Source organism: Paraburkholderia sp. NPDC080076 (genome assembly GCF_050281145.1).
Lineage (GTDB): Bacteria > Pseudomonadota > Gammaproteobacteria > Burkholderiales > Burkholderiaceae > Paraburkholderia.
On record NZ_JBNNWQ010000001.1, the window covers coordinates 799884 to 824252 of the forward strand.

The 24369-nt window shown below is 63.2% G+C and carries 23 protein-coding genes; 8 read left to right on the forward strand and 15 right to left on the reverse strand.

From position 1 onward, the window contains the following. The first annotated feature begins 176 nt into the window (after positions 1-176). On the forward strand, positions 177-1139 hold the full coding sequence (locus ACQKRQ_RS03590; protein ID WP_132377737.1) for a response regulator: 963 nt from the start codon (positions 177-179) through the stop codon (positions 1137-1139). 23 nt (positions 1140-1162) lie between these two features. Then, complete coding sequence (locus ACQKRQ_RS03595) at positions 1163-2599, forward strand: ATP-binding protein (protein ID WP_427475098.1); 1437 nt, start codon at positions 1163-1165, stop codon at positions 2597-2599. A 61-nt stretch (positions 2600-2660) separates the two neighbouring features. On the opposite strand, the gene ACQKRQ_RS03600 is transcribed toward ACQKRQ_RS03595, so the two are convergent. From ACQKRQ_RS03600 to ACQKRQ_RS03620, 5 genes are all read right to left on the reverse strand, one after another. Next, a complete protein-coding gene (locus ACQKRQ_RS03600; protein WP_427475100.1) occupies positions 2661-3626 on the reverse strand; it encodes an alpha/beta hydrolase in 966 nt (321 codons plus the stop codon). Next, the gene (locus ACQKRQ_RS03605) at positions 3619-4128 is read right to left on the reverse strand and encodes a thioesterase family protein (protein ID WP_427476072.1); all 510 of its coding nucleotides are present in this window, start codon (positions 4126-4128) and stop codon (positions 3619-3621) included. The genes ACQKRQ_RS03600 and ACQKRQ_RS03605 overlap by 8 nt, the downstream gene beginning before the upstream one ends. A 126-nt stretch (positions 4129-4254) precedes the next feature. Then, entirely contained in the window at positions 4255-5220 is a 966-nt protein-coding gene (locus ACQKRQ_RS03610; RefSeq protein ID WP_132377729.1) for an L-carnitine dehydrogenase, read from the reverse strand. Between the two features lie 86 nt (positions 5221-5306). Beyond that, positions 5307-6236 (reverse strand): 3-keto-5-aminohexanoate cleavage protein, encoded by a 930-nt coding sequence (locus ACQKRQ_RS03615; protein WP_427475102.1) that lies wholly within the window; start codon positions 6234-6236, stop codon positions 5307-5309. 41 nt (positions 6237-6277) lie between these two features. Next, positions 6278-7234 (reverse strand): choline ABC transporter substrate-binding protein, encoded by a 957-nt coding sequence (locus ACQKRQ_RS03620; RefSeq protein WP_408174969.1) that lies wholly within the window; start codon positions 7232-7234, stop codon positions 6278-6280. 349 nt (positions 7235-7583) lie between these two features. On the opposite strand from ACQKRQ_RS03620, the gene ACQKRQ_RS03625 reads away from it, so the two are divergent. Next, positions 7584-8609 carry a GlxA family transcriptional regulator gene (locus ACQKRQ_RS03625; protein ID WP_408429060.1) on the forward strand — a complete coding sequence of 342 codons (1026 nt, stop codon included), beginning with the start codon at positions 7584-7586 and terminating at the stop codon, positions 8607-8609. Between the two features lie 109 nt (positions 8610-8718). Further along, complete coding sequence (locus ACQKRQ_RS03630; protein WP_427475104.1) at positions 8719-9045, forward strand: DUF4148 domain-containing protein; 327 nt, start codon at positions 8719-8721, stop codon at positions 9043-9045. Between the two features lie 74 nt (positions 9046-9119). Here the strand turns inward: ACQKRQ_RS03630 and ACQKRQ_RS03635 are convergent, their stop codons facing one another. The 3 genes from ACQKRQ_RS03635 to ACQKRQ_RS03645 are packed head-to-tail and all read right to left on the reverse strand — an operon-like array spanning position 9120 to position 11795. Beyond that, a complete protein-coding gene (locus tag ACQKRQ_RS03635) occupies positions 9120-9647 on the reverse strand; it encodes a winged helix-turn-helix transcriptional regulator (protein WP_427475106.1) in 528 nt (175 codons plus the stop codon). Beyond that, a complete protein-coding gene (locus tag ACQKRQ_RS03640) occupies positions 9592-10008 on the reverse strand; it encodes a DUF934 domain-containing protein (protein ID WP_132377723.1) in 417 nt (138 codons plus the stop codon). Before ACQKRQ_RS03640 ends, ACQKRQ_RS03635 begins: the two co-directional genes overlap by 56 nt. Beyond that, a complete protein-coding gene (locus ACQKRQ_RS03645) occupies positions 10005-11795 on the reverse strand; it encodes a nitrite/sulfite reductase (RefSeq protein ID WP_132377722.1) in 1791 nt (596 codons plus the stop codon). Before ACQKRQ_RS03645 ends, ACQKRQ_RS03640 begins: the two co-directional genes overlap by 4 nt. A gap of 325 nt (positions 11796-12120) precedes the next feature. On the opposite strand from ACQKRQ_RS03645, the gene ACQKRQ_RS03650 reads away from it, so the two are divergent. Continuing rightward, complete coding sequence (locus ACQKRQ_RS03650) at positions 12121-12309, forward strand: DUF2970 domain-containing protein (RefSeq protein ID WP_408174962.1); 189 nt, start codon at positions 12121-12123, stop codon at positions 12307-12309. A gap of 41 nt (positions 12310-12350) precedes the next feature. Here the strand turns inward: ACQKRQ_RS03650 and ACQKRQ_RS03655 are convergent, their stop codons facing one another. From ACQKRQ_RS03655 to ACQKRQ_RS03665, 3 genes are all read right to left on the reverse strand, one after another. Next, positions 12351-13766, reverse strand: coding sequence for a PLP-dependent aminotransferase family protein (locus tag ACQKRQ_RS03655; RefSeq protein WP_427475109.1), 1416 nt, complete (start codon positions 13764-13766; stop codon positions 12351-12353). A gap of 214 nt (positions 13767-13980) precedes the next feature. Then, on the reverse strand, positions 13981-15441 hold the full coding sequence (gene gabD / locus ACQKRQ_RS03660) for an NADP-dependent succinate-semialdehyde dehydrogenase (protein WP_427475110.1): 1461 nt from the start codon (positions 15439-15441) through the stop codon (positions 13981-13983). A 10-nt stretch (positions 15442-15451) separates the two neighbouring features. Further along, positions 15452-16735, reverse strand: a complete 1284-nt coding sequence (locus ACQKRQ_RS03665; RefSeq protein WP_408174958.1) for a 4-aminobutyrate--2-oxoglutarate transaminase — start codon at positions 16733-16735, stop codon at positions 15452-15454. A gap of 124 nt (positions 16736-16859) precedes the next feature. Here ACQKRQ_RS03665 and ACQKRQ_RS03670 point away from each other — a divergent pair, with 124 nt between their 5' ends. Beyond that, positions 16860-18365 (forward strand): PLP-dependent aminotransferase family protein, encoded by a 1506-nt coding sequence (locus ACQKRQ_RS03670; RefSeq protein ID WP_427475113.1) that lies wholly within the window; start codon positions 16860-16862, stop codon positions 18363-18365. Between the two features lie 10 nt (positions 18366-18375). Here ACQKRQ_RS03670 and ACQKRQ_RS03675 read toward each other — a convergent pair whose 3' ends face one another. The 4 genes from ACQKRQ_RS03675 to phnC form a co-directional block, all read right to left on the reverse strand. Further along, positions 18376-19212: an EamA family transporter gene (locus tag ACQKRQ_RS03675; RefSeq protein WP_427475114.1), complete on the reverse strand. Its 837-nt coding sequence runs from the start codon at positions 19210-19212 to the stop codon at positions 18376-18378. A gap of 267 nt (positions 19213-19479) precedes the next feature. Beyond that, positions 19480-20322, reverse strand: a complete 843-nt coding sequence (gene phnE / locus ACQKRQ_RS03680) for a phosphonate ABC transporter, permease protein PhnE (protein ID WP_427475116.1) — start codon at positions 20320-20322, stop codon at positions 19480-19482. Then, positions 20319-21296: a phosphonate ABC transporter substrate-binding protein gene (phnD, locus tag ACQKRQ_RS03685; RefSeq protein WP_342960398.1), complete on the reverse strand. Its 978-nt coding sequence runs from the start codon at positions 21294-21296 to the stop codon at positions 20319-20321. Before phnD ends, phnE begins: the two co-directional genes overlap by 4 nt. A gap of 41 nt (positions 21297-21337) precedes the next feature. Next, complete coding sequence (phnC, locus tag ACQKRQ_RS03690; protein ID WP_132377714.1) at positions 21338-22243, reverse strand: phosphonate ABC transporter ATP-binding protein; 906 nt, start codon at positions 22241-22243, stop codon at positions 21338-21340. A 292-nt stretch (positions 22244-22535) separates the two neighbouring features. On the opposite strand from phnC, the gene ACQKRQ_RS03695 reads away from it, so the two are divergent. Together ACQKRQ_RS03695 and ACQKRQ_RS03700 are read left to right on the forward strand one after the other, a co-directional pair. After that, positions 22536-23570, forward strand: coding sequence for a M14 family zinc carboxypeptidase (locus ACQKRQ_RS03695; RefSeq protein WP_132377713.1), 1035 nt, complete (start codon positions 22536-22538; stop codon positions 23568-23570). Further along, positions 23567-24367, forward strand: a complete 801-nt coding sequence (locus tag ACQKRQ_RS03700; RefSeq protein ID WP_408312239.1) for an alpha/beta fold hydrolase — start codon at positions 23567-23569, stop codon at positions 24365-24367. Before ACQKRQ_RS03695 ends, ACQKRQ_RS03700 begins: the two co-directional genes overlap by 4 nt. Positions 24368-24369: the final 2 nt, after the last annotated feature.

The following is a 24369-nucleotide window of genomic DNA, read 5'->3' on the forward strand; positions in this document are numbered from 1 at the left end:
GGCGTGAGAGAATCCTGCCTATAAGCAGGTCCGAGGCGCGCCGGAATGTTCCATATGCGAACATGCGGGAACCGGAGGCGGCAAATAGGGCGCTGCCGTGCGGGTTGCTGTGACCCTACGGCGGGCGGCCTGCCGCGGTTGTCCTCCAGCGGGGGCGTGACGAACCACGTGAAAATATGAACAATTTTATCCGACCACCTGTTATCTATCCGTCGACGGTTGTTTTCGTGGATGACAACGACAGCTACCTCGACGCGCTGCGGCGTTTCTTTCCGGACACCGCCACCAATCTGTTTTTTACACGGCCGCAAACCGCGCTTGCCTTCATCCGTCAGCATGCTCGCGAAAATTCGCTGGAGTTCGCGCCGGCGTCGGCATGCGTGAGCGAGACGGGTTTTGAGCGCTACATGGAAACCGCCGCGGAACGGGACATCCTGGCCCGCCGCTCCCGTTTCGCGGAAGTAGCAGCGGTGGTCGTGGATTTCGACATGCCCGGCATGAACGGCGTGGAATTCCTCTCGTCCATCTCCAATCTACGCTGCGCGAAAGTGCTGCTGACCGGAGTCGCGGACGAAACCGTCGCGGTCAAAGCCTTTAACGCGGGAATCGTCGATTTATACCTGAGAAAAACGGATACCGACTCCGCTAACCGGCTGGCCCATTTCCTGAAGGACGCCAAAATCCGGCATTGTTCGGAAGGCGGCTGGCTGGCCTTGGGCGAGAACGGCATGACGTATTGCGATTCGCGAACGCGCAAGGTCATCGACGAGGTGGTGGCCGCGAACGGTATCGTCGAGTACTACTGGCGCCCGGAACAGGACGCCATTCTGATGTTCGATCGCGCCGGCAACCCAAGTGTTTTCGTCGCGTGGGCTGAGAACGACTGGATTTCCCAAGGCGAAATCGTCGCGGACGAGGACGGCCCGGCCGAACTCCTGAAGCAAATGGCGGTGCGCGAGGTGATGCCGATCTTCTGGCCGAACCTGGCGTATCGCTCCGGCATGACCGTCAGGACGCTGACGCCGCGGACCATTCCGGGCTGGGATGACGTTTTCTATTGCTGGACCCCGATCGACAGGGCCGACGTGGGCCTCGACCTCGTGACCTTCGCGCAATGGCGGAATGAGCGGACCCGCTAAAGTTTGCCGACACGTTGAGCCACATGTACGCCATTCCGCCTGCCTTCGTGTCCGCGATGTTCGTGGTGTTCGCACTGTACGTTCTGATTACGCAGGGCGCGACGCGTCTATTCACGCCGTTCATCCTGATGTGCGTCGCGACCTTCGCCTGGCAAGGCGCATGGACGCTGCTGTTTCAGACTGAAAACCCGCAGACCGCGGACCTGCTGGTCAGATTCGGCTACCTCTTCATTCTCTTTCTGCCGACAACGTTCTACCACTTCGTGACGGAGGTGGCGGCGCAGCGCCGTGAGCGGCCGATATTGCTCGCGTCGTACGGTCTGTGTTTCGTTCTCGCGATACTGCTGCCCGGTAACGAAGTGGTGGCCGGCTATCAGCACTTCTTCTTCGGCTACTATCCGGTCGCGGGGCCGCTGCATCCCGTGCATGTCCTACAGACCGTCTTGCTGGCCGGGCGCAGCGCGCAGCTTCTGCTCGCCGCGCGCCAGAAGGCGGAGGGCGACGCGCGCCGGCGTCTCGATCTATGCCTGGCGAGCCTTTGCCTGTACTCGTTTGCCGCGATGGATTACGCGGTCAACTACGGCTTCGGGTTCTATCCGCCGGGCGTCCTATTCATCGGCCTGAGCCTTGGGCTGCTGGCGATCACCATCGTCCGGTATCACCTGATTCACCCGTATGCCGTGGCGGCGACCATCGCGCACGAGATCTCGACGCCGCTCGCGACCATCGGCATGCACGCCGACGAAATCGCCAGCGTATGGGGCCATGTGTTCAAGGGCTACCGGACGGCCGTTACGCATGGGCTGTATGACGATCACGACGAGTCCGGACAATCCGAGCGCATCGGCCAGCTTGCGACGGCGATCCGGCGCGAAGTCTCCGGCACCAGCGCGATGGTCGAAATGGCGCTCGCGTCTTTCACGCTCGATCGACTGGACCGCGGCGGCTTCAGCCGGCATTCCGTGCACCAGTGCGTGATGTCGGCGCTGGAGCGGTATCCGTTCAGCGGCGGCGAGCGTGAGCGTGTCACGGTGATGCCCATCGATCCCGCCATGTCTTTTTCGGGCTCGGATACGGTCGTGGTTTACGTGCTGTTCAACCTGCTGAAAAACGCGTTGCATGCCATTCGCGTGGGCGGCGATGGCGAGATCACGATCAGCGCCGTTCAGGATCAGGACTTCTGCGCGCTGCGATTCCGCGACACCGGACCGGGCATCGCGCCTGATGTCCTGCCGTATATCTTCGACGCCTTCTTCACCACTAAGCGGCATGGCAGTGGCGCTGGCATGGGACTCGCGTTCTGCCGTCGCGCGACGGAGCTGCTGGGCGGGAGTATCGAGTGCAGTTCGATACGAGGCATTCACACGACCTTCACCGTGCGGTTGCCGGCACCGGACACGCCCGCCGATCGCGCACTGCGCAAGACGCCCGCACGCTCGCCACGCCGGCGTCCACACTGATAGTCCATAAGTTGAAAAGCGGTGGCCGTTGCGACCGAATATCCGGCGGCCTGACTCCGTGCTAACGACCGGCCGCGGACGGCGCCGGCGTCGCATGGGCGGACAGAAAACGGCATACCTCTTCGTGGAACCTCTGGACGCCGGGGCTCGATTCGATGGCGCGCCAGCACCCGTGCACAAGTCCGGCGCCAATCCAGAGTTGCGCCTCGCCACCGGCCGCGTTGATACGCTCGACAAACACGCGCGCGTCGTCCCTCAACGGATCATGTTCGACGCCGATCGCCAGCGTCGGCGGCAGGCGGTCGTAGCGCGCCGCATCGAGTGGGATCGTCCACGCGGGGTAGGGCGGATGGGTGCCCCAATAGTGATCGCGGAACGCATGAACGTCGGCCAGCTTGAGCATCGGCGCCTGCGCTTCGGTTTCGCGTGCGGGCAATTGCGGTTCGGTGCCGAGCATCGGATAGACGAGAGCGAGGCCGCTTACGCCTTGAATGGCCTCGTCGCGCAGCCGCATCGCCGCGCTGGCTGCGAGCGTGGCGCCGGCGCTGTCGCCTGCCAGTTGCAGCGGCGCGCCGGCATGCAGATCGAACGGCAAGCGCCCTGCCAAAGCGGCGAGCGTAACCTCCATGCAATCGTCGTGCGCGGCCGGCGCGGGGTGTTCGGGGGCTAGCCGGTAGTCGACTGCAATCACATCGAGACCGGTGTCCGCGGCAAGGCGCGCGGTCACGATCTGATGACTGTCCAGCGAGCCGAGCACGAAGCCGCCGCCGTGAAAATACAGCACGGCGCCACGCGACGCCTCCTGATGCCTTGCACGGTTGCGGTACAGCCGCAGCGCGATCGAATGGCCCGCGCCGGTCTGGAATTCGGCGTCCTGCGTCACGACTTCATCCGGCAACGCAGGAGTGAGTGCCGCAGCGTAGCGGTCGTAAATCTTGCGCTGTTCAGCCGGCGTCAACGAAGTCGAATGCCCCGGATAAATCGCGGCGGTTCTTTCGATGAACGCGGCAATCTCTGGCTCAAGCATGTCCGCTCCCACTGGGCTTTGTCCTCGCGGGCAAGCCTATCACGCGGCCGGCGAAGGCGGCGGGCGGCAGTGCGGCATGCGCGTCGGCCAATGCCCGCACGTGCGCCGCGACGTCCGGATCGAACGCGGCGGCGCGCGGGCCGCTGGTATCCACGTGCAGCAACATCTGCTCGCCTGCTGCTACAGGTTCGTCGCCATCGCCGGCAAACATCTCGAGGTACAGATGCAGCCGTTTCGCATCGTGCCCGAGCAAGCGCATGTCGACGCGCACCTGCGCGCCTTCCTTGATCTCGTGCAGATAGTTGATATGCGCTTCGAGCGTGTAGATCGAACGCTGGCGTTCTTTGCGCACTGCGTCCGGCAAACCGATCAGGTCGATCAGGACGTCAGTCGCGAAGCTGAAGATCAGCATGTAGAACGCGTCGCGCAAATGGCCGTTGTAATCGACCCATTCGGCGCGCACCGTGTCGCGATAGCCAGGCAGGGCAGCGGGTTGCGGCATCGGCAGAATCGTCTCCGTAGTTCGTTTCAAAGGCGGCGGCTGGGGGCGGGGTCATGCGTCGCCGACGCGTGACGCGGGTGGCGCGCCAGCTGCGGCTTCCGCGCCCTTGAGTACGCGCGGTCCCCCTCAGTCAGCCGGCAGCATTCCATGCCGCGCCTTCGCCTCCGCAATCGCCGCCAGCACGCTCGTAATGCAATCGTCGCGGTAACGTTCGAGCTGTTTGATCGACCGCGGCCCGACCTGCTCGGCCGTGCCGTCCACGACCCGGTCGATCAGTTCGTCCGTTAGCTTCGGCGCTACCAGTTTAGTCCAGGGCAGCTCCAGCGCGGGTCCGAATTGCTGCATGAAGTGGCGCATGCCCGCATCGCCGCCCGCCAGCGTGTACGTCAGGAACGTGCCCATGAACGACCAGCGGATGCCCGCGCCGAAGCGGATCGCGTCGTCGATTTCGCCGGTGGTCGCGACGCCCTCGTTGACCAGATGCAATGCCTCGCGCCACAGCGCTTCCAACAGGCGGTCGGCGATAAAGCCCGGCACTTCCTTGCGAACGCGCAGCGGCCGCATCGACAGCGCACGATACACCCGCAGCGCGGCGTCGATGGTTTCCGGCGCGGTGCTTTCGCCGCCCAGCACTTCGACGAGCGGCAGCAGATACACCGGATTGAACGGATGCCCGACGATGCAACGCTGCGGATTCACCGCGCGCGCGTAAAAATCGCTCGGTAACAGACCCGACGTCGACGAAGCGATGATCGCATCCGGTTTCGCCGCGCGGCTGATCTGCTCGTGCAAGGCGAGCTTTAACTCCTCGCGCTCGGGCGCGCTTTCCTGAATGAAATCCGCCTGCCCGACGCAGGCCTCGATCGTATCGACGAAGCGCAATCGCCCGGGCGACGCACCCTCGGCAAGCCCCACGCGCAGCAGCGCCGGCCATGCGTTCGCGACGTTCTCGCGCAACTGCTGCTCGGCGCCCGGCGCGGGGTCCCACGCGATGACATCGAGCCCGTGCGCGAGCGCGCGCGCCACCCAGCCGCTGCCGATCACGCCCACGCCGATTGCCGCGAATGTTTTGATATCGACGATCACTGCCATTGCTGACGTTTCCTTTTTGCCTGTGTGTTGTCTGGTTCAGAAAGAAGCGCGTTGCATCGAACGCGCGGCGCGACTCTCGCAATCGACTAAGCGTACTGTCCCACCGCGCGCCGCTCCAATTGACGCTCGCCACGCGCGGGCAGACCGAGCTTGCGGCGTCCTTCGGCGGGCGTCAGCGCGCGTGCGCCGAGCCGTTCGATGATTTCCACCGCGCGTTGCACCAGCGTGCCGTTCGTTGCGGGCACACCTTTGTCGAGCCAGATGTTGTCTTCGAGGCCGACGCGCACGTGGCCGCCGAGCAGCATCGCCTGCGCGACCATCGGCATCTGCATGCGGCCGATGCCGAAGCCGGCCCACTGCGCGCCGGGCGGCAGGTTGTCGGCCATCGCTTTCATGGTCGTGGTATCGGCGGGTGCGCCCCAGGGAATGCCGAGGCAAATCTGAAACAGCGGCGGCGCGTCGAGCAGACCTTCCTTGAGCAATTGTTTGGCGAACCACAAATGGCCGGTATCGAAGATCTCCAGTTCAGGCTTGACGCCGAGTTCCTGGATGCGCCGTGCGCCGGCCCGCAATTGCGCGGGCGTCGATACATAGATGTAGTCGCCGTCGCCGAAATTGAGCGTGCCGCAATCGAGCGTGCAGATTTCCGGCAGCAATTCCTCGACATGCGCAAGGCGCGTGAGACCCCCGACCAGATCCGTGTTCGCGCCGAAGCGCATCGGGTCTTCGCCGGGACCGATCTCCAGATCGCCGCCCATGCCGGCCGTCAGATTGATGATCACGTCCGTGCCCGACGAGCGAATCCGGTCGACCACCTCGCGATACAGGTGCGGATCGCGGCTGCCGCGTCCGGTTTTCGGATCGCGCACATGGCAATGCGCAACGGTGGCGCCGGCCTTCGCGGCTTCGATGGCGGCCTCGGCAATCTGCTTCGGCGTGACGGGAATGGCCGGATGCTTGCCGACGGTATCGCCTGCGCCGGTGACCGCGCAGGTCACGATGACTTCATGATTCATGCGAACTTGTTCCTGTGGATTGAAATGCGCACCGCTCGGGATCAAAGACCCAGATAGGCCTTGACCGCGGGCAAGCCTTCCTTGCCGTCGTAGGTCTTCACGCCGGCAAGCCAGGCATCGAGTACTTGCGGGTTTTTCTTCAGATACGCCTTGGCGGCATCGGCGGGCTTTTCCTTGTTCATGACCGATTGCATCACCACGTTTTCGAGCTGCGTCGAAAAGCGCAGATTGCTCACGAGCTTGCCCGCGTTCGGGCAGCGCGTCAGAAAGTCGGGGGACGTCAGCGTATAAACGCGTGCTTCGCCGTCGTTCGGGCCGAATACGCCGTCGCTGCCGGTGAGATATTTCATGTCGATCTGGATGTTCATCGGATGAGGTTCCCAGCCGAGAAAGACCACCCATTTCTTCTCGCGGATCGCGCGATCGACCGACACCAGCATGCCCGCTTCACTCGATTCGATCAGCTTGAAGCCGCCGAGGCCGAACTGATTGTTGGCGATCATCTTCAGGATCGCCGCGTTCGCGCTGCTGCCGGGTTCGATGCCGTAGATCTTGCCGTCGAGCTGATCGCGGTGTTTGGCGATGTCGGCGAAAGTCTTCAGGCCCGCGTCGTATTCATAGCTCGGCACGGCGAACGTGGCCTTGGCGCCGGTGAGGTTAGGTGGCTGCAGCACCTGGATCGATTTCGAATCGACGAACGGCGCGATCGCCTTTTCCTGCACCGGCCACCAGTAGCCGAGCGACACGTCGAGCTGTTTGCTCTTCAGGCCGGCGAACGAGATGGGCACGGAGGCGACCGTCGTCACCGGCTGATAGCCGAGTCCTTCGAACACGGTCGACGCGAGCGCGGTGGTCGAGGTGATATCGGTCCAGCCAATGTCGGCGAAATGCACCGCGCGGCAGGCAGCGGGATCCTGAGCGAACGCCGGTAGCGCGGTAACGGCGGCGGCCGCGACGCATGCAAGATGGGCGAGCAGGGCTTTGATGCGTAACTTCATGACGTTCCCTCTTCTGACACGGGTGATAGCGTGTTTCGAACCGGGCCGCTTCGCCTGAGCAAACGAAACCAGGCGAAGCGGCCCCCGGACATGCGATACGGCCTGTGTGATGCCTGAACTGCACGAATGACGTAACGTTAATGCCCCATATTCCAGCCAAAGCGACCGCCAGCGACCCGTTCTTGCTTCCACGCGACAATGAGGGAAAACCTGCGTCGCCCGCCTTGCGATGCAACATCGAGTCAAGCGCGAATTTTGGCGTGCCTTGCCGGCCCGGCTGCTGCTTGCTACGCTCGCCGGGAACCCGCCCGCGCCCGCGTTTTTTATCTCATGATCGAGTCTGAGCACGATGCCCGAAGATATGTCGTTCCTGTTGCTGCCGGGCTTTTCGGCGATCGGTTTCATGTCGGCGGTGGAGCCGTTGCGCGTGGCGAACCGTTTTCGCGGCGATCTGTACCGCTGGCGCATTCTGAGTCTCGACGGCGCGCCGGTGGCCGCCAGCAACGGCATTTCGATCAACGCGGATGCCGCCATCGGCGACATCGACGCGGCGCGGACGCTCTTCGTCGTCGCGGGCTTCGAGCCGCTCGCCTGCTACACGCGCGCGTTGGGTGATTGTCTGAAGCGCCTCGAGCGCGCGGGTGCGACGCTCGGTGGGATCGACACCGGCAGTTTCGTGCTCGCGGAAGCCGGGCTGCTCGGCGGCGCGGACAGTGTGACCGTGCATTGGGAAGCACTGTCGGCGTTCCGCGAGCGCTATCCGTCGCTCGATGCGAGCCAGGAACTGTTCGAGATCGGCGCGCGCCGCATTACGTGTGCGGGCGGCACGGCATCGATCGACATGATGCTCGACCTGATCGGCCGCGAGCATGGCGCCGCGCTGGCCTCGGCCGTCTCGGAGCAATTCGTGGTGAGCCGTATCCGGCAGCGCTCGGACCATCAGCGCATGGAGATCGCGGCGCGTTATGGCGTGCACAACCGCAAGCTGATTCAGGTGATCGGCGTGATGGAACAGCATATGGAGGAGCCGCTCGCGCCGGACCAACTCGCGCAGGAAATCGGCGTGACGCGGCGGCAACTGGAGCGGCTGTTCTGTGCCTCGCTGAAGGACACGCCGACGCATTTCTATCTGCAGTTGCGCCTCACGCGTGCGCGCGAGTTGCTGCAACAGACCGACATGTCGATTACGTCGATTTGCGTGGCGTGCGGGTTCGAGTCGCCCTCGCATTTTTCGCGGACGTATCGCGCGCGTTTCGGCGCGAGTCCGAGAAGCGACCGGCAGGCGACAGGCGGCCGAAATGCTGGCGAACTGGCGCCGTCACAGGCCCGAAACCTCACTGCCGCACCCCAATTAGCGCGATTACCGCAACAGTGAATTAGGTGATTTGGGGTTTACCCTATATACATTGACTCCTAGACTGTATCCATACGCTGCGGACACAGGTTCGCAGCATGGCAAAAAACAATCTCTGGAGGTAGGTATCATGAAATCCCTGATCGAAGCTGTTGTTATCGCCGCTCTCATTTCCGCTCCGCTCGCCGCTTTTGCTCAATCGAATCAGCCGGTTACGCGTGCTCAGGTGCGTGCGGAACTGATCCAGCTGGAGAAGGCGGGCTACAACCCGGGCACCGCAAACGACGAAGATTATCCGGCGAACATTCAGGCTGCTGAAGCACGTGTCGCCGCACAAAACAGCGCTGCTCAGACGAGCGGTTACGGTTCGGCCACCAATGGTTCGTCGCAGGCAGGCGGCCGTTCGGACACGACGAACAGTTCGTACTCGGCTCCGGTTGTGAATTACGGTCGTTAATCGATCGCGTAGTGTGTAGTTGCTGTAGCAGGGCGCTGGATTGGTTGGCGTGCCAACCGTGATATTTCCAGCGCCTATGAAACGGCCTCACACGTGGACCGTCCGATCTTACGGTCATACGCGTGATTACTGGCCTCGATGGAGTCGATGGAACATTCGGCCCATCGCTTCAACTCGGTGACGATCGGCAGCACGGTGCGAGCGAGCGGACTTAAGCGATACTCGATACGCGCCGGATGCTGGTCGTCGACGTATCGCTCGACAAGCCCATCTCTTTCCATCGATCTCAGCGTCTGAGAAAGCATTTTGTCGGAGACACCGTCTAATCGACGTCTGATCTCGGCAAAGCGCAGAGGCTTCTCACGCAATGCGATCATCGCCAATACGGTCCACTTTTGACCGAGGCGTGCGAGAGCGAGTCGGGACGGACAAGCTCCCGAAAAGGCATCTGGCGGCGATTCACCATCTCGCGACACGACTTGCTTTACGCAGTAGTCCCCAGATATTGCGGTGCTTGTAGATACCACCCGCATGTCTCTTGCACCGTCACTCATCCTTGTTCCCGGCACCTGGTCGCACAAAGGGCGCATCGTGAATAACATCGCCCTGATAAAACGCCGGGAAGCGGTCGAGTTGGCGCTGCGCGTCCTCTGGATCGATGCCGTCTTTGAGTACCGCACTTGAGAAGCCGGTTCGCTCCATCTGAATCAACTGATCGACGAGCACGTCGCCTGTTGCTCGCAGATCGCCTTTGAAACCCAAGCGGCGGCGCAGGAGATACGCCTGGCTGTATGCCCGGCCGTCGGTGAAACTAGGGAAGTGCAACTCCACGCGCGCAGCAGTCGCGATTGCGTCTTTTTGCTCGATCGGGTCATCGTCGTTTGCCAGAGAGACAACCTGCCGGGACGGGTCCGATGCATGCTCGGGCAAGGTGAGCAGCCTGATACGTGTCATGCCGTTCATGCCGTTTTCTCCATGAGCGTGCGCACGCGATCCGCGGCTGTCCTGAACGGTTCGATGCCTGCCCGTCGAACCGTCTCGATGAACGACTCGCGCCTCTCGCCAACCGTCGCTCGCATGTCGAGGTAAGCGGACAGCAGCGCGTCGATGACCTCGGGCACCTCGACGGCGGAAAACGACGGGCCGATGACCTTGCCCGCTTGCGCGCGGCCACTGGCGCTCGAACCGTCCGAGCCGCCCAACGTCACCTGGTACCACTCTTTGCCATCCTTGTCGACACCGAGGATGCCAATGTGCCCGCTATGGTGATGGCCGCACGAATTGATGCAGCCGCTGATATGCAGATCGATTTCGCCGATATCGTTGAGTTCGTCCAGATCCTGATAGCGCTCGGTAATGGCCTCAGCAACCGGAATGGAGCGGGCATTGGCGAGCGCACAGAAATCGCCACCCGGGCAAGCGATCATGTCCGTCAGCAAATTCACGTTGGCGCTCGCGAGTCCTGCCTCGCGCGCGGCTTCCCAAAGCGGCAGAAGGTCGTTGACATGCACCCACGGCAGCACGACATTCTGCGTGTGCGTGACACGCGCTTCGCCCGCCGAGAACCGCTCGGCCAGGTCGGCTACGCGGTCGAGCTGTTGCGCCGATGCGTCGCCGGGCGCTTGCAGAAGGCGTTTGAACGACAGCGTGACAATCCGCAAGCGCTGGTTCCTGTGCGGCGCGACATTGCGCTCGAGCCAGCGTTCGAATTGCGGCGTCTCGAGAGCCACGTCGTTTGACGTTGCAATCGCTTCGAGGTCGACCGGCGCATCCACGGAAGGCAGTTGGGGTAGAGCGAAGCACGCGCTGACGCGCTCGAGTTCGGCCAGCGGAATAGTGTGAGGGCCGCCGTCGAGCTCGACGATCTGGCGGAACTCTTCCTCGACGCCGTCGATGTAACGCTGACCTTCTGCCTTCACCAGGATCTTGATGCGTGCCTTGTACTTATTGTCGCGGCGGCCGTACTGGTTGTAGACGCGCACCACCGCCTCGATGTAATTCATGATGTGCTGCCACGGCAAAAACTCACGCAGCACGGTGCCGATAACAGGAGTGCGGCCCATCCCGCCGCCCACCGTGACGCGAAATCCCAGTTCGCCCGCCTCGTTACGCAGCAGACGAAGGCCGACGTCATGCCAGTCCGTCGCGGCGCGGTCTTCGCTCGCACCGGTGACCGCGATCTTGAACTTGCGCGGCAGGAAGGCAAACTCGGGATGCAGGGTCGTCCACTGCCGCATGATTTCGGCGAACGGACGCGGGTCGGCAATTTCATCAGGCGCGACACCCGCGCGTTCGTCGCAGGAAATGTTGCGAATGCAGTTGCCGCTCGTCTGAATGCCATGCATGTCGACGCTGGCGAGCAAGTCCATCACGTCCGCGGCCTTCGAGAGCGGTATCCAGTTGAACTGCACGTTGGTGCGCGTCGTGAAATGCGCATAGTTCGTGGGCAAGCGGACGGTGCCGAGCTTACGCTGCGCTTCGCTGGCGAGCCGGTAGACCTCGGCCTCCGGTTCATCGTATTCGCGCGCAATCCGGGCGAGCATGCGCAACTGCCTGCTCGACAACTCTCCGTATGGGATCGCCACGCGCAGCATCGGCGCATGCCGTTGCACATACCAGCCGTTCTGAAGACGCAGCGGACGAAAGTCGTCCTCACTCAGCTTGCCGGACTGCCAGCGTTCGATCTGGTCGCGAAACTGCGCAGCGCGGCTGCGCACGAATGATTTGTCAAACTCGGTGTATTGGTACATGGTCCGGTGCGACTACCGCCCTGGATGGCGCAGTCTGGCTGAGCGTCGGTTTCGTGGAAGGAGCCGTGGTCGCATCGGCGGCACCTGCTGTGCCGCGCTTGCCCCGAGGGCTTCTGGCGAACGATAGAGGCAATGGTGGACGCTGAAAAGCAGCAGATGCCGCTGAAAACACGCTAGCAGATGGTGAGTGAACCGGCGCCCCGGCGGACGGTCGGTCGCGCAAGACTGCTGCGCTAGAATTGATCGCAACTGCTACTGTTATGCGTGACCTGACGGGCTCAGACTATCGCGTGAGATACAACAACCCTGCCTTGAAGGTGATGCCATGAACCTCTTGAAGATGACGCGAATCGTGCTGTGGAGTTTTTTCGGCATCCGCCGTGGCGCCTCGCATCAGGCCGATATGGCGGGCGTCAAGCTGCCCCTGTTGCCGCTAGTCGCGGTAGTCCTCGCCGCGGGATTCGGCGCGACGCTGTTTGCACTCGCGAAGCTTGCGGTCAACGTGGCGCATTGAGGCTTGCGGTGCATTCGCGGGAAGAGCGTGGTGAACGTGGTTTATCGGCTCGCCTGATCGAGCAGCGAACCCAGCGTTAGGACAGCGCTTTCCGTGCTGTCGCTCCACGGATGACCGAAGTTCAACCGGATATGGTTCCGGAATTCGTGCCGCGCGGAGAAAATAGGACCGGGCGCAATGCTGATGCCGTTCTCTATCGCAAGGCGGTGCAACTGCATCGCGTCGACATGCAACGGCAGCCGGAGCCACAGAAAATAGCCGCCGGACGGCAGTGTCCAATGCGAATCGGCCGGCATGCAGTTGCGCAGCGCGGCGTCCATCGAGGCGAGCTGATTGCGGAACGCGCCGCGCAGTTTCCGCAGATGCTTGTCGTACCCGCCGTGCTGAAGATAGTCCGCTATGGCTGCCTGGGCGGGAATGCTCGCCGACAACGTGGTCATCAACTTCAGGCGCTGCACCTTCTCGGCAAAACGTCCCGCCGCGACCCAGCCAATGCGGTATCCCGGTGCGAGCGTCTTTGAAAATGAACTGCAGTGCATCACCAGCCCTTTTGTGTCGAAGGCGATGGCGGGCAGCGGGTAGGTCGCCGCATGATGCAGCTCGCCGTACACGTCATCTTCGATGAGCGGCACGTCATGCCGGGCGAGCAGTTCGACCAGCGCTTTCTTTTTGTCCTGCGGCATCGCCGCGCCGGTCGGATTCTGATAGTTGGTCATGAACCAGCATGCGCGGATCGGGTGCTTGTCGAGCGCATCCGAGAGCGCTTGCAAATCGATGCCCGAAACGGGATCGACTGGAATCTCCACGGCTCGCAGATCAAGCCGCTCGATGGCCTGCAGTGCCGCGTAAAAACCGGGCGATTCGATCGCGACCACGTCGCCGGGACGCGTCACGGCCATCAAACACAGGTTCAGGGCTTCCAGCGCGCCATTGGTGACGACAAGCTGCTCCATCGGTTGAGCGACGCCCATGCCCATGTAACGCAGCGATATCTGGCGACGCAATGGTTCATTGCCCGGCGGAAGATCGACGACGGTGCTCCACGGACTGATCAGACGGCTCGAATGCCCGAGCGATCTGGCAAGACGCTGAAGGGGAAACAACTGCGGCGACGGAAAGGCCGAACCGAACGGAACCACGTTGGGATGCTTCGCGGCTTCGAGCACCGAGAAGACAAGATCGCTGATCTCGACCTTGGCGGATTCCAGCGCGACTTGAGGCCGGGCCGCCGGTTGCTGCTTGAGCGCGGCGCCCGGCGCCACATAGTAGCCAGAGCGTTCACGTGCTCGAATCAAACCCCACTCTTCGAGAAGGTAGTAGGCGCGAAACACGGTGGACTGGCTGACGCCGTGCTGTGTGGTGAGGTGCCGCAAAGATGGCATGCGGGTGCCGACCGGACGGCTGCCCGAGCGAATTTCATCGGCCATGGTGTTGGCCAGCATTTCGAAGCGTTTCATTTAACGGTCGTTATTCGGCTGCGTGCGCTGCGGTCAACTGCCGCAATTGTGCCAGCAGTTTAACGACAGGACGCGGCAGAATAGGAATCCGTCGTGGTTCCCGGCGGAAGTGCAAGCGTTGTCACCACGCAGCGCGTCTGTTTCCGCCGAGCCAACGAAAAAACGGCCACGCCGGACATGCCGACGTGGCCGTTTCTTACTTCAAGCTTTGCGTTCAGATTCCGCCGACGCACATGTATTTGATGACCACGTAATCGTCGATGCCGTAATGCGAGCCTTCGCGGCCCAGGCCCGATTGCTTGACGCCGCCGAACGGCGCGACTTCGTTGGAGATGAGGCCCGTGTTGATGCCGACCATGCCGTACTCGAGCGCTTCGGCAACACGCCAGACGCGGCCGATATCGCGGCTATAGAAGTACGACGCGAGGCCGAACTCGGTGTCGTTGGCAAGACGGATCACTTCCTCATCCGACGAGAAGCGGAACAGCGGCGCGAGCGGCCCGAAGGTTTCATCGCGCGCCACCTTCATGGCCGGCGTGACATCGGCGAGCACGGTCGGTTCGAAGAAGCCGTGGCCGAGCGCATGACGCTTGCCGCCGGTGACGATGCGCGCGCCTTTGGCGAGCGCGTCTTCGATATGCGATTCGACCTTGAGCACGGCCGCTTCGTTGATCAGCGGACCTTGCGTGACGCCGTCTTCGGTGCCGCGGCCAACTTTGAGCTGTTCGACGGCGACGCGCAGTTTCTCGGCGAACGCGTCGTAGACCTTGTCATGCACGTAGAAACGGTTCGTGCACACGCAGGTCTGGCCGCTATTGCGATACTTCGAAGCAATCGCGCCGGCCACCGCGGCGTCCAGATCCGCGTCGTCGAATACGATGAACGGCGCATTACCGCCGAGTTCGAGCGACACCTTCTTGACCGTCGGCGCGCACTGCGCCATGAGCAAACGGCCGACCGGCGTCGAGCCGGTGAACGACAGCTTGCGCACGATCGGATTGCCCGTCATTTCCGCGCCGATGGCTTTCGGCTCGCCGGTCACGACGTTGAACACGCCGCGCGGCACACCCGCGCGTTCGGCCAGCACAGCCAGTGCGAGCGCCGAGAGCGGCGTGGCTTCAGCCGGTTTGACGATGATCGGGCAGCCCGCTGCGAGCGCCGGACCGACTTTGCGGGTGATCATCGCGGCCGGGAAGTTCCACGGCGTGATGGCCGCGCAGACGCCGATCGGCTCTTTCGTCACGACGATGCGTTTGTCGTTGGCCGGTGTCGGAATGGTGTCGCCGTTTACACGCTTGCCTTCTTCCGCGAACCATTCGAGGAAGGAAGCCGCGTACTGGATTTCGCCCTTGGCTTCGGCGAGCGGCTTGCCCTGTTCCGTGGTGAGGATCTTCGCCAGATCGTCGGCGTTCTCCATCATCAGGTCATGCCATTTGCGCAGGATCACGGCGCGCTGCTTCGCGGTCGTAGCGCGCCAGGCTGGCCAGGCCGCATTGGCCGTGTCGATGGCGCGGCGGGTTTCCGCCGTGCCCATGCGCGGCACCGTCGCGATCGTTTCGCCCGTGGCGGGGTTCTTCACTTCGAAGGTGGTGCCGTCGTCGGCGCCTTGCCATTCGCCCGCGATGTACGTGTGGGTCTTCAGAAGCGATGGGTCTTTCAAGCTCAACGTGGTCATGTATGTATCCTTAGGCCGCAACGGTGACGCTGTCCTTGATCACGTCTTCGAGAATCGCCATGGCTTCGTCGAAGACCGCGTCCTGAATCGTGAGCGGGAACAGGAAACGCACCACGTTCGAATAGACGCCGCACACCAGCAGCAGCAAGCCGCGTTCGAGCGCGCGCGTCTGCACGCGCTTGGTGAACTCCGCATCCGGCTCCGTGCCGCCTGCCTTGCAGAACTCGACCGCGACCATGCCGCCGGGGCCGCGCACGTCGGCGATTTGCGGCACGTCGCTTTGCAGCGCGATCAGCTTGGCCTTGACGCGGTCACCCAGCACCGTGGCGCGCTCGCAGAGCTTCTCTTCGTCGATGATATCGAGCACCGCATGCGCGGCGGCAACCGCCAAAGGATTGCCCGCATACGTGCCGCCGAGCCCGCCGGGCGCCGCGGCGTCCATCACTTCCGCACGCCCGATCACGCCCGACAGCGGCATGCCGCCGGCGAGGCTCTTGGCGACCGTCATCAGATCGGGCACCACGTCGTAGTGATGCATGGCGAACAGCTTGCCGGTACGCGCAAAACCCGTCTGGACTTCGTCGGCGATCAGCAGAATGCCGTGCTCGTTGCAAAGCTTGCGCAAGGCGCGCACGAATTCGGCCGGCGCCGGATAGAAGCCGCCTTCGCCCTGAACCGGTTCGAAGATGATCGCGGCCACGCGCTTCGGATCGATATCGGCCTTGAAGAGGAATTCGATGGCCTTCAGCGAGTCGGCCGTGGTCACGCCGTGCAGCGGATTCGGGAACGGCGCGTGGAACACGTCCGACGGGAAGGGGCCAAAGCCGATCTTGTACGGCGCAACTTTGCCGGTGAGCGCCATGCCCATCAGCGTGCGGCCGTGGAAGCCGCCGGTAAAGGCGATCACGCCCGGACGGCCCGTCGCGGCGCGGGCGATCTTGATCGCGTTTTCGACGGCTTCGGCGCCGGTCGTGAAGAACGCGGTTTTCTTCGGATGGTCGCCCGGCGCGCGCTCGTTGAGCTTCTCAGCCAGTTCGACATACGACGCGTACGGCACGATCTGATACGCCGTGTGGGTGAAGTGATCGAGCTGGTCGCGGATCGCGGCGAGGATCTTCGGATGGCGGTGGCCCGTATTGCACACGGCGATACCGGCGGCGAAGTCGATGAAACGGCGGCCTTCGACATCCCACAGCTCGGCGTTTTCAGCGCGCTCGGCGTAGAAATCGCACATCACCCCGACACCGCGCGGCGTGGCGGCGTCTTTGCGGCTTTTCAGTTCTGCGTTCTTCATGGTCATCTCCTTCGCTCCTCGGTTTTTTGCGGACGCCGCGCGCTCAGCGCAGCACATGCAGCGACTATAATGAGATTTGGCTCTTAACTTCAGAGCCATTTCAATAAAAATGTAGGAGCCAATCATGCGCGCGAGCGTTTTGTCCGACTGGCTGGCCCAGCGCCTCGATCGCGGCAACGGGCAGCCGATCTATCGCCAACTGCACCGGCTGTTGCAGCAGGCGATCCTGTCGCGCGAATTGCCGCCGGGCAGCAAGGTGCCGTCGTCGCGTTTGCTGGCGCGGGAGTTAGGCATTGGGCGCAATACGGTTACGCAGGTGTATGAGCAACTCGTGCTGGAAGGCTACGTGAGTTCGGCGACCGGGCGCGGCACGTTCGTCGCCGACAGTGCGCCGGACGAGATTGTCGGCGTGCCCGATGCCGAAGCGCCCGCCGCGCGGCCCGAGCCGGCGCCGCTGCAGGCGCGGCGCGCGCTTTCCACGCGCGGCGCGCGGCTGATCGCGGGTGCGGGCGTGTCCAAGCGGCAGTGGGGCGCGTTCATGCCCGGCGTGCCGGACGTCACGAAGTTTCCGGCGCGCGTCTGGAGCCGCCTGCACAACAAATATTGGCGCCGGCTGCGCCCGGACCTGCTGACGTATGCGCCGGGCGGCGGCCTGGCCTCGCTGCGGCACGCGCTGGCCGACTATCTGCGCACCTCGCGCTCGGTGCGCTGCACGCCGGAGCAGATCATCATCACGACCGGGATTCACCAGTCGGTCGACCTTGCCGTGCGCCTGCTGTCCGATCCGGGCGACGTGATCTGGACCGAAGACCCCTGTTATTGGGGCGTGCGCAGCGTGCTGCACGTGTCCGGCCTGGAATCGCGGCCAATCGCCGTCGACGAGGAGGGCATCAATCCATCCGCCGACGACCTCGCGCAGCCGCCGAAGCTGATGCTCGTCACGCCTTCGCACCAATATCCGCTCGGCATGGTGATGAGTCTCGCGCGGCGCCGCATGTTGCTCGAATACGCGCGGCAGAACCAGTGCTGGATCATCGAGGACGACTACGACAGCGAATACCGCTACGGCAGCCGGCCGCTGGCATCGCTGCAAGGTCTGGATACGTCGGGGCAGGTGATTTACGTGGGCAGCTTCGGCAAGACGCTGTTTCCGGGTTTGCGCATCGGCTACCTCGTCGTGCCGGAAGCGCTGGCGGAGAGCTTTGCCACCGCGAGCGCCGAGCTATATCGCGAGGGGCAGTTGCTGCAGCAGGCGATGCTCGCGGAGTTCATCGCCGAAGGGCATTTCACATCGCATATCCGCAAGATGCGCACGCTCTACGGGCAGCGCCGCCAGACGCTGCTCGACGCCGCGGCACATCGTTACGGCGACGCATTGCCGGCGGTGGGCGGCGACGCCGGTTTGCATCTCGTGATGCAGTTGCCCGATGGCAGCGATGACCGGCGGGTGGCGGCCGCCGCGCTGGAGCGCAATATTGTTGTGCGGCCGTTGTCGGGGTATTACGCGCAACCGGGCCTGGCGCCCTCCGGTTTGCTGATCGGCTACGCGTGCGTGCCGGATGAGGAGATCGCGCCGGCTTTCAACACGCTCGCCGATGCGATCGATGCGACGTTGCCGGAGTTCGCGTGAGGGGGCTGACTCAAACCCGTATCAAAACCGCCCCCAGCGTCACCAGCGCGCACGCAACGATCCGCCGTCTGGTCAGCTTCTCCCCCATGAACAGCCAGCCGATCACCACCGCGAAGATCGAGCTCATTTCGCGCAGCGCGGAGACCATCGCAATCGGCAGATAGCGGTAGGCCTCGATGATCAGGCAGTAGGCGCTCAACGCGAGCACGCCGGCCGCCATGCCCTTGAGCACCACCGCGCGGCCGATGAACAGCCCTTTGGCGCCGCTGCGCCAACGCCAGGCGAGCAGAAACTGCGGGATGTTCCAGATCAGATAGACCCACATGACGTAGCTCAGGCCATTGCCCGCCAGGCGCGCGCCGATTCCGTCGACAACCGAATACGCCGAGATGAAGAAGCCGGTGAGAAGTGCGAAAGGCACGCTCTCGCCCGAAAAGCGCATGCCGCGGCGAAACGCCAGCGAGACGATGCCGATCGACACCAGCGCCACACCGATCGCCGCGAGCGGCTTGAGCGCTTCGTGCGCGAACACCAATGCGCCGGCGAACACGAGCATCGGCGAAAGGCCGCGCGCAATCGGATAGATCTGCCCAAAGTCGCCGCTCTTGTAGGCGCGGATCAGCGCCAGCAGATAACCGAATTCCAGCAGCACCGATGCGACGATGTACGGCCACGCCGCCGGCGCCGGCATGGGCAGCACGACCACGCCGACCGCGCTCACGAGGAGATACGGAATCGCCATCATGCCGAGCAGCCAGACGCGATCTTCGGAAAGATGGAGAAACGCGTTCCACGTAGCGTGAAGCAGCGCGGAGAGCAGCACCAGCAAAACGACAAAGGTGTCCATCGAAGACCAGGGGAGAGGAGAAGCGAAGGCCCAGGTCCGGGCCATGAGCCCGTGATTATTCCAGCAGAACGCCGGAATAGAGGAGTGGACGACTCGAATGAAGGGGTTTTATTTGGAAAATTGAGGCGATTTGTGGCGTCAAAAAGACGCTGAAGGCGGGCGAAAACCGGCGAATGCGAATCGAACCGCCAGCGCAACGGCGCGCGGCGGAAAGCAGACGAAGCCGCGCTTCGCCAAACTTCCCGCCGGGCAATCAGGCCGCCAACTTCAGGTCACGCGCTCACGCAGCCACGCGGACGCGAGATCGATCACCGTCACGACCACGATCACCATGATCATCACCGCGGCCGTCTGCGCATAGTTGAACGAGCGGATCGCTTCGTACAACACCACGCCGATACCGCCCGCGCCGACCATGCCGACCACCATCGCCGAGCGCACGTTGGATTCGAAGCGATACAACGCGTACGAAATCCACAACGGCAGCACTTGCGGCAGCACGCCGTAGATGATTTCGTCGAGACTGGTTGCGCCGGTGGCGCGCACACCTTCGGCCGGACGCGGATCGATGGCCTCGACCGCTTCGGCGAACAGCTTGGCGAGCACGCCGGTGGTGTGCACCCACAGCGCCAGCACGCCCGCAAAAGGACCGAGGCCGACCGCGACGATGAACAGCATGGCGAAGACCATTTCATTGATCGCGCGGCACGCGTCCATCATGCGGCGCATGGGCTGCACGATCCACATCGGCGCCATGTTGTGAGCCGACATCAGTCCGCACGGCACCGCGCACACGAGCGAAAGAGCGGTGCCCCATACCGCCACCGAGAGCGTCACGACCATCTCGTGCAGATAGCTGCGCCATTCGGTGAAGTCGGGCGGAAAGAAGTCCTTGGCGAACTGGCCCATGTTGCCGGAGTCGCTGAGCAGATCCAGCGGACGCATGTCGGCGCTGTGCCATGCGCCGCCCAACACCGCAAGCAGCGCGATCCAGCCGAGCAGCGACAGCCAGCTACGCTTGCCGGCAGCAGGCGCGCGATGACGCGCCGCCTGGGCGTCGAGCGCTTCGCTCGCACGCGCCGGCGACGTGATCAGATCGACTGTGTTCATTGCTTCGATTGCGCGGTGTTCAGCGCGCTCAGCTTCGCGTCGAGTGCGGCCAATTGGGTTTTGCGATCGTCATCGGAGAGATGCGCGTCGCTCTCGATCTTCTGCTTCTGCTGGTACAAGGCGACCTGACGGATCGGCAGCAACTGCGCATCCGACGATGCCGCGAAGCCGCTGTAACCGGTAATGGCCGCCATCACCGCTTTTTCGTGCGGATCGGTCTTCGCGTAGTTCAGGAAGAAGTTGCGCAGCTTGTCCTTGGTGGCTTGCGGCAGATCCTTGCGCCACACCAGCGGATCCGACGGAATCAGCGGCGACTTCCACAGCACACGCACTTGCGCGAACTTGTCCGGGTGTTCTTTCTTCAGCGTGTCGAGCATCTCGGTATTGTTGGTCGCGATGTCGATCTTGTTGTTCACCACTGCCAGCAGATTCGCTTCGTGGCTCGACGGCAGCATGGTCTTGAACGAAGTGTTGACCGGCGTGTTGTGCTTGGCGAACAGGTAGTAGCCGGGAATCAGCGTGCCCGAGGTGGAGTTCGGATCGCCGAAACCGAGCGTGACGTCCTTCGTATTCTTGAACACGTCGTCGAGCGTCTTGAAGCGGCTGTTCACGTTCGTGATCAGCACCGAGTAGTAACCGGCATCGCCGTTCGCATACTGGATCTTCGCGAACACTTCGCCTTGCGCGCGGTCCACCGCCTCGATCGCCGACGCATTGCCGAAATAGCCGACCTGGACCTTGTTAAAGCGCATGCCTTCGATGATGCCGGCGTAGTCCGTCGCGAAGAACGCCTTGACGTTCAGGCCGGTCTGCTTGTTCATGTCCTGAATCAGCGGCTCCCAGCGCTGTTTCAGCACGGAGGAGGAATCGGTCGAGATGATGCCGAGGTTGAGGTCTTCGGCTTGCGCGGTGGAGACAGCAGCAAAAGCGGCCGCGCCGACGGCCAGCGTGATCAATGAACGCAGGAATTTCATCGTTTGAGATCCGGTTGAGTTGACAGACTGAATGGGCGCGCTCAGTTCGAGTGCGCCGGATTGAGAGCGAACGCGTAGCGCGTCGAAGCAGATGCGGCGTTCTGAAGCGGAGTGCCGCCGGCGGCATTTTTTGCGTCGATATCGTCCGCGCTTTGAGCGGATTCATCGAGTAATTCGCGGGCATCGTCGCCGTAGAGTTTCTTGAGCAGGGCCGGTGTGAGCGCGGCGGAGGGGCCGTCGTAGACCACCTTGCCGCGGCGCAGCGCGATCGTGCGCGGGCAGTACTGCATCGCGATATCGACCTGATGCAGCGACACCAGCACCGTGAGTTGATGCTCGATGTTCAGCGTGCGCAGCATCTCCATCACGCGGCGTGACGACTCGGGGTCGAGCGAGGCGATCGGTTCGTCGGCGAGCACGATGCGCGCGCGCTGCACCAGCGCACGGGCGAGCGCCGCGCGTTGCTGCTGCCCGCCGGAGAGATTGGCGGCGCGTTCGCGCGCATGTTCGCCGATGCCGACTTCGTTCAACGCGGCCATCGACAACGCCCGCTCGGCGCGCGGAAAACGGCCGCTGAGACGGCGCCACCAAGGCAGCCGCGCGAGCGCGCCGATCAGCACATTGGTTTCGACGGAGAGGCGGTTCACCAGATTGAACTGCTGAAATACGAAGCCGATGTCGCGGCGAATGCTGCGCACTTCCCGCACGATGCGGCCGTTCTGCTGAATCGGCCGGCCCAGAATCGCGATCTGCGACGGCTGCGCGTCGGACGCCGTGAAGCCCGCGATATGGCGCAGCAGCGTCGACTTGCCCGAGCCGGAGGCGCCGATCAACGCAACCATTTCGCCCGGTTCGACGCGCAGATCGATTTCGTCCAGCGCCTTGCGGCCGTTGCTGAACGTCTTGCTCAACCGTTCGATACGAATTGCTTCCCGAATTGCTTCCATGAATACCCCTTGATGCATCCGGCCGCTGCCGGCATGTGTGGGGCTCATTCTAGAAAGCGTCTGTGACGGTTGAGTGAAGGCATCGCAACGTCTAGACGACTATATCTTCTCGTGTCTTTTTTTGCGTCGGCGGAAAGACAAATTGGAGTCATCCGTTCGAATGGAAAATGACATGGGTGTGACATGATTCGCATCGGCCCGCGCCACTTCAGCATGTTGGCGCCCGGCCAGGCTATATTGCGTGAATCGGCGTGCCGTCCCCATTAACCTTGCAATTGCTCGCGACATCGTCATGCAGCCTCTGAGCTTCCTTCCCGACAGTTTTGCGGAGTACGAAGATCTCAGGACGATCCTCGAGCAGGGCAGCGCGAGCTTCGCGATCCGCACCGTCTGCGAGACGACGGTGCGCGGCCGGCCATTCGCCGTTCAGACCGCGAGCATCGGTTCGACCGATCCACAAGCGCCGGCAATCGGCTTTTTTGCCGGCATTCACGGGCTCGAGCGGATCGGCTCGCAACTTGTGCTCGACTATATGCGCGCGCTGCTTGCGCGGCTCGAATGGGACGAACTGCTGGTGCGCCAATTGCAGTCGATTCGTCTGATCTTTATGCCGATCGTCAATCCGGGCGGAATGTGGGCGGCCACGCGCGCCAACCCGAACGGCGTGGACCTGATGCGCAACGCGCCGCAGAACGCCGACGAACGCGTGCCGCTGCTCGCCGGCGGCCAGCGCGTGGGCGCGTGGCTGCCGTGGTATCGCGGCCGCGAGGGCGCGCCGATGGAACCTGAGGCCTCCGCGCTCCTGCGGGTGGTCGAAACCGAAATGGCCACGCGGCCATTGAGCATCGCACTCGATTGCCATTCGGGCTACGGCTGGAGCGACAGTATCTGGTTTCCGTACGCACGCACCCGCAAAGTGATGCCGCATTTGCCGGAAATGTACGTGCTGAAGACCATGTTCGAACGCGCGCATCCCCACCATGGCTACGCATTCGAACCACAGAGCCATCAATATCTGTTGCACGGCGATCTGTGGGACTTCGCTTACGACCGCACGCCCGCGCCCAACGTCTTTCTGCCGATGACCCTCGAACTCGGCTCCTGGCTGTGGATCAAGAAGAATCCGCGCCAGTTGTTTTCGCGTCAGGGCATGTTCAATCCGGTGAAGGCGCATCGCACGGCGCGGGTGCTGCGGCGTCATGCGAACCTGCTCGACTTTCTGGCGCGTGCGGCCTTCTCGTCGCAACGCTGGCTGCCGCAAGGCAATCGTCGCGAGCAATTGCTGCAAAGCGCGATCGACCATTGGTATAAACCGGAAAGCGTATGAGTACGTGGATCCTGCTACGCGGACTCACGCGTGAAATCCGCCACTGGGGCCGCTTGCCCGGCTTGCTGCATGGCGCGGTCAATGAATCGGCCCTTCACATGGGCGCGCCCGGCCGTCTGCTGCTGCTCGATCTGCCGGGCAACGGCGAATTCACGCACTTGCGCGCGCCGTCGACGGTCGCCGACATGGTCGGCTTCGTGCGAAATGCTGCTCTGCAAAGCGGCATGCCCGGGCCGTACTGCGTGCTGGCGATGTCGCTCGGCGGCATGGTGGCGACGGACTGGGCGCAGCGGCATCCCTACGAGATCGAACGGCTGGTGCTGATCAACACGAGCATGCGGCCGTTCAGCCAGATGCAGGAGCGCTTGCGCCCTTCGGCATGGCCGGACCTGCTCGGCGTGGCCGCGCACTGGCGCGACGCGCCGCGCGCGGAACACGGCATTCATCGGCTGACGTGTAACAACGTGGAAACGCTGGGCGACGATCTCGACACCTGGAGCCGGATTCGCCGCAGCGCGCCCGTGAGCCGTGGCAATGCACTACGGCAACTCTGGGCCGCGGCACGCTTCACCGCGGACGCGGCGCGACCGGAGTGCCCGTTGCTGATTCTTTCTTCGCGGGCCGACAAACTCGTCGACCCCGTGTGCTCGGCGAAGCTCGCGGCGGCGTGGGGCGCCCTGCATTGCGAGCATCCGTGGGCCGGCCACGACCTGCCGCACGACGACCCGGCGTGGACCAGCGAGCAGGTTCGCGCGTGGCTCGCGCAGGAGCACGCGGTTCCGGGAGCCGTGCTTTAAAC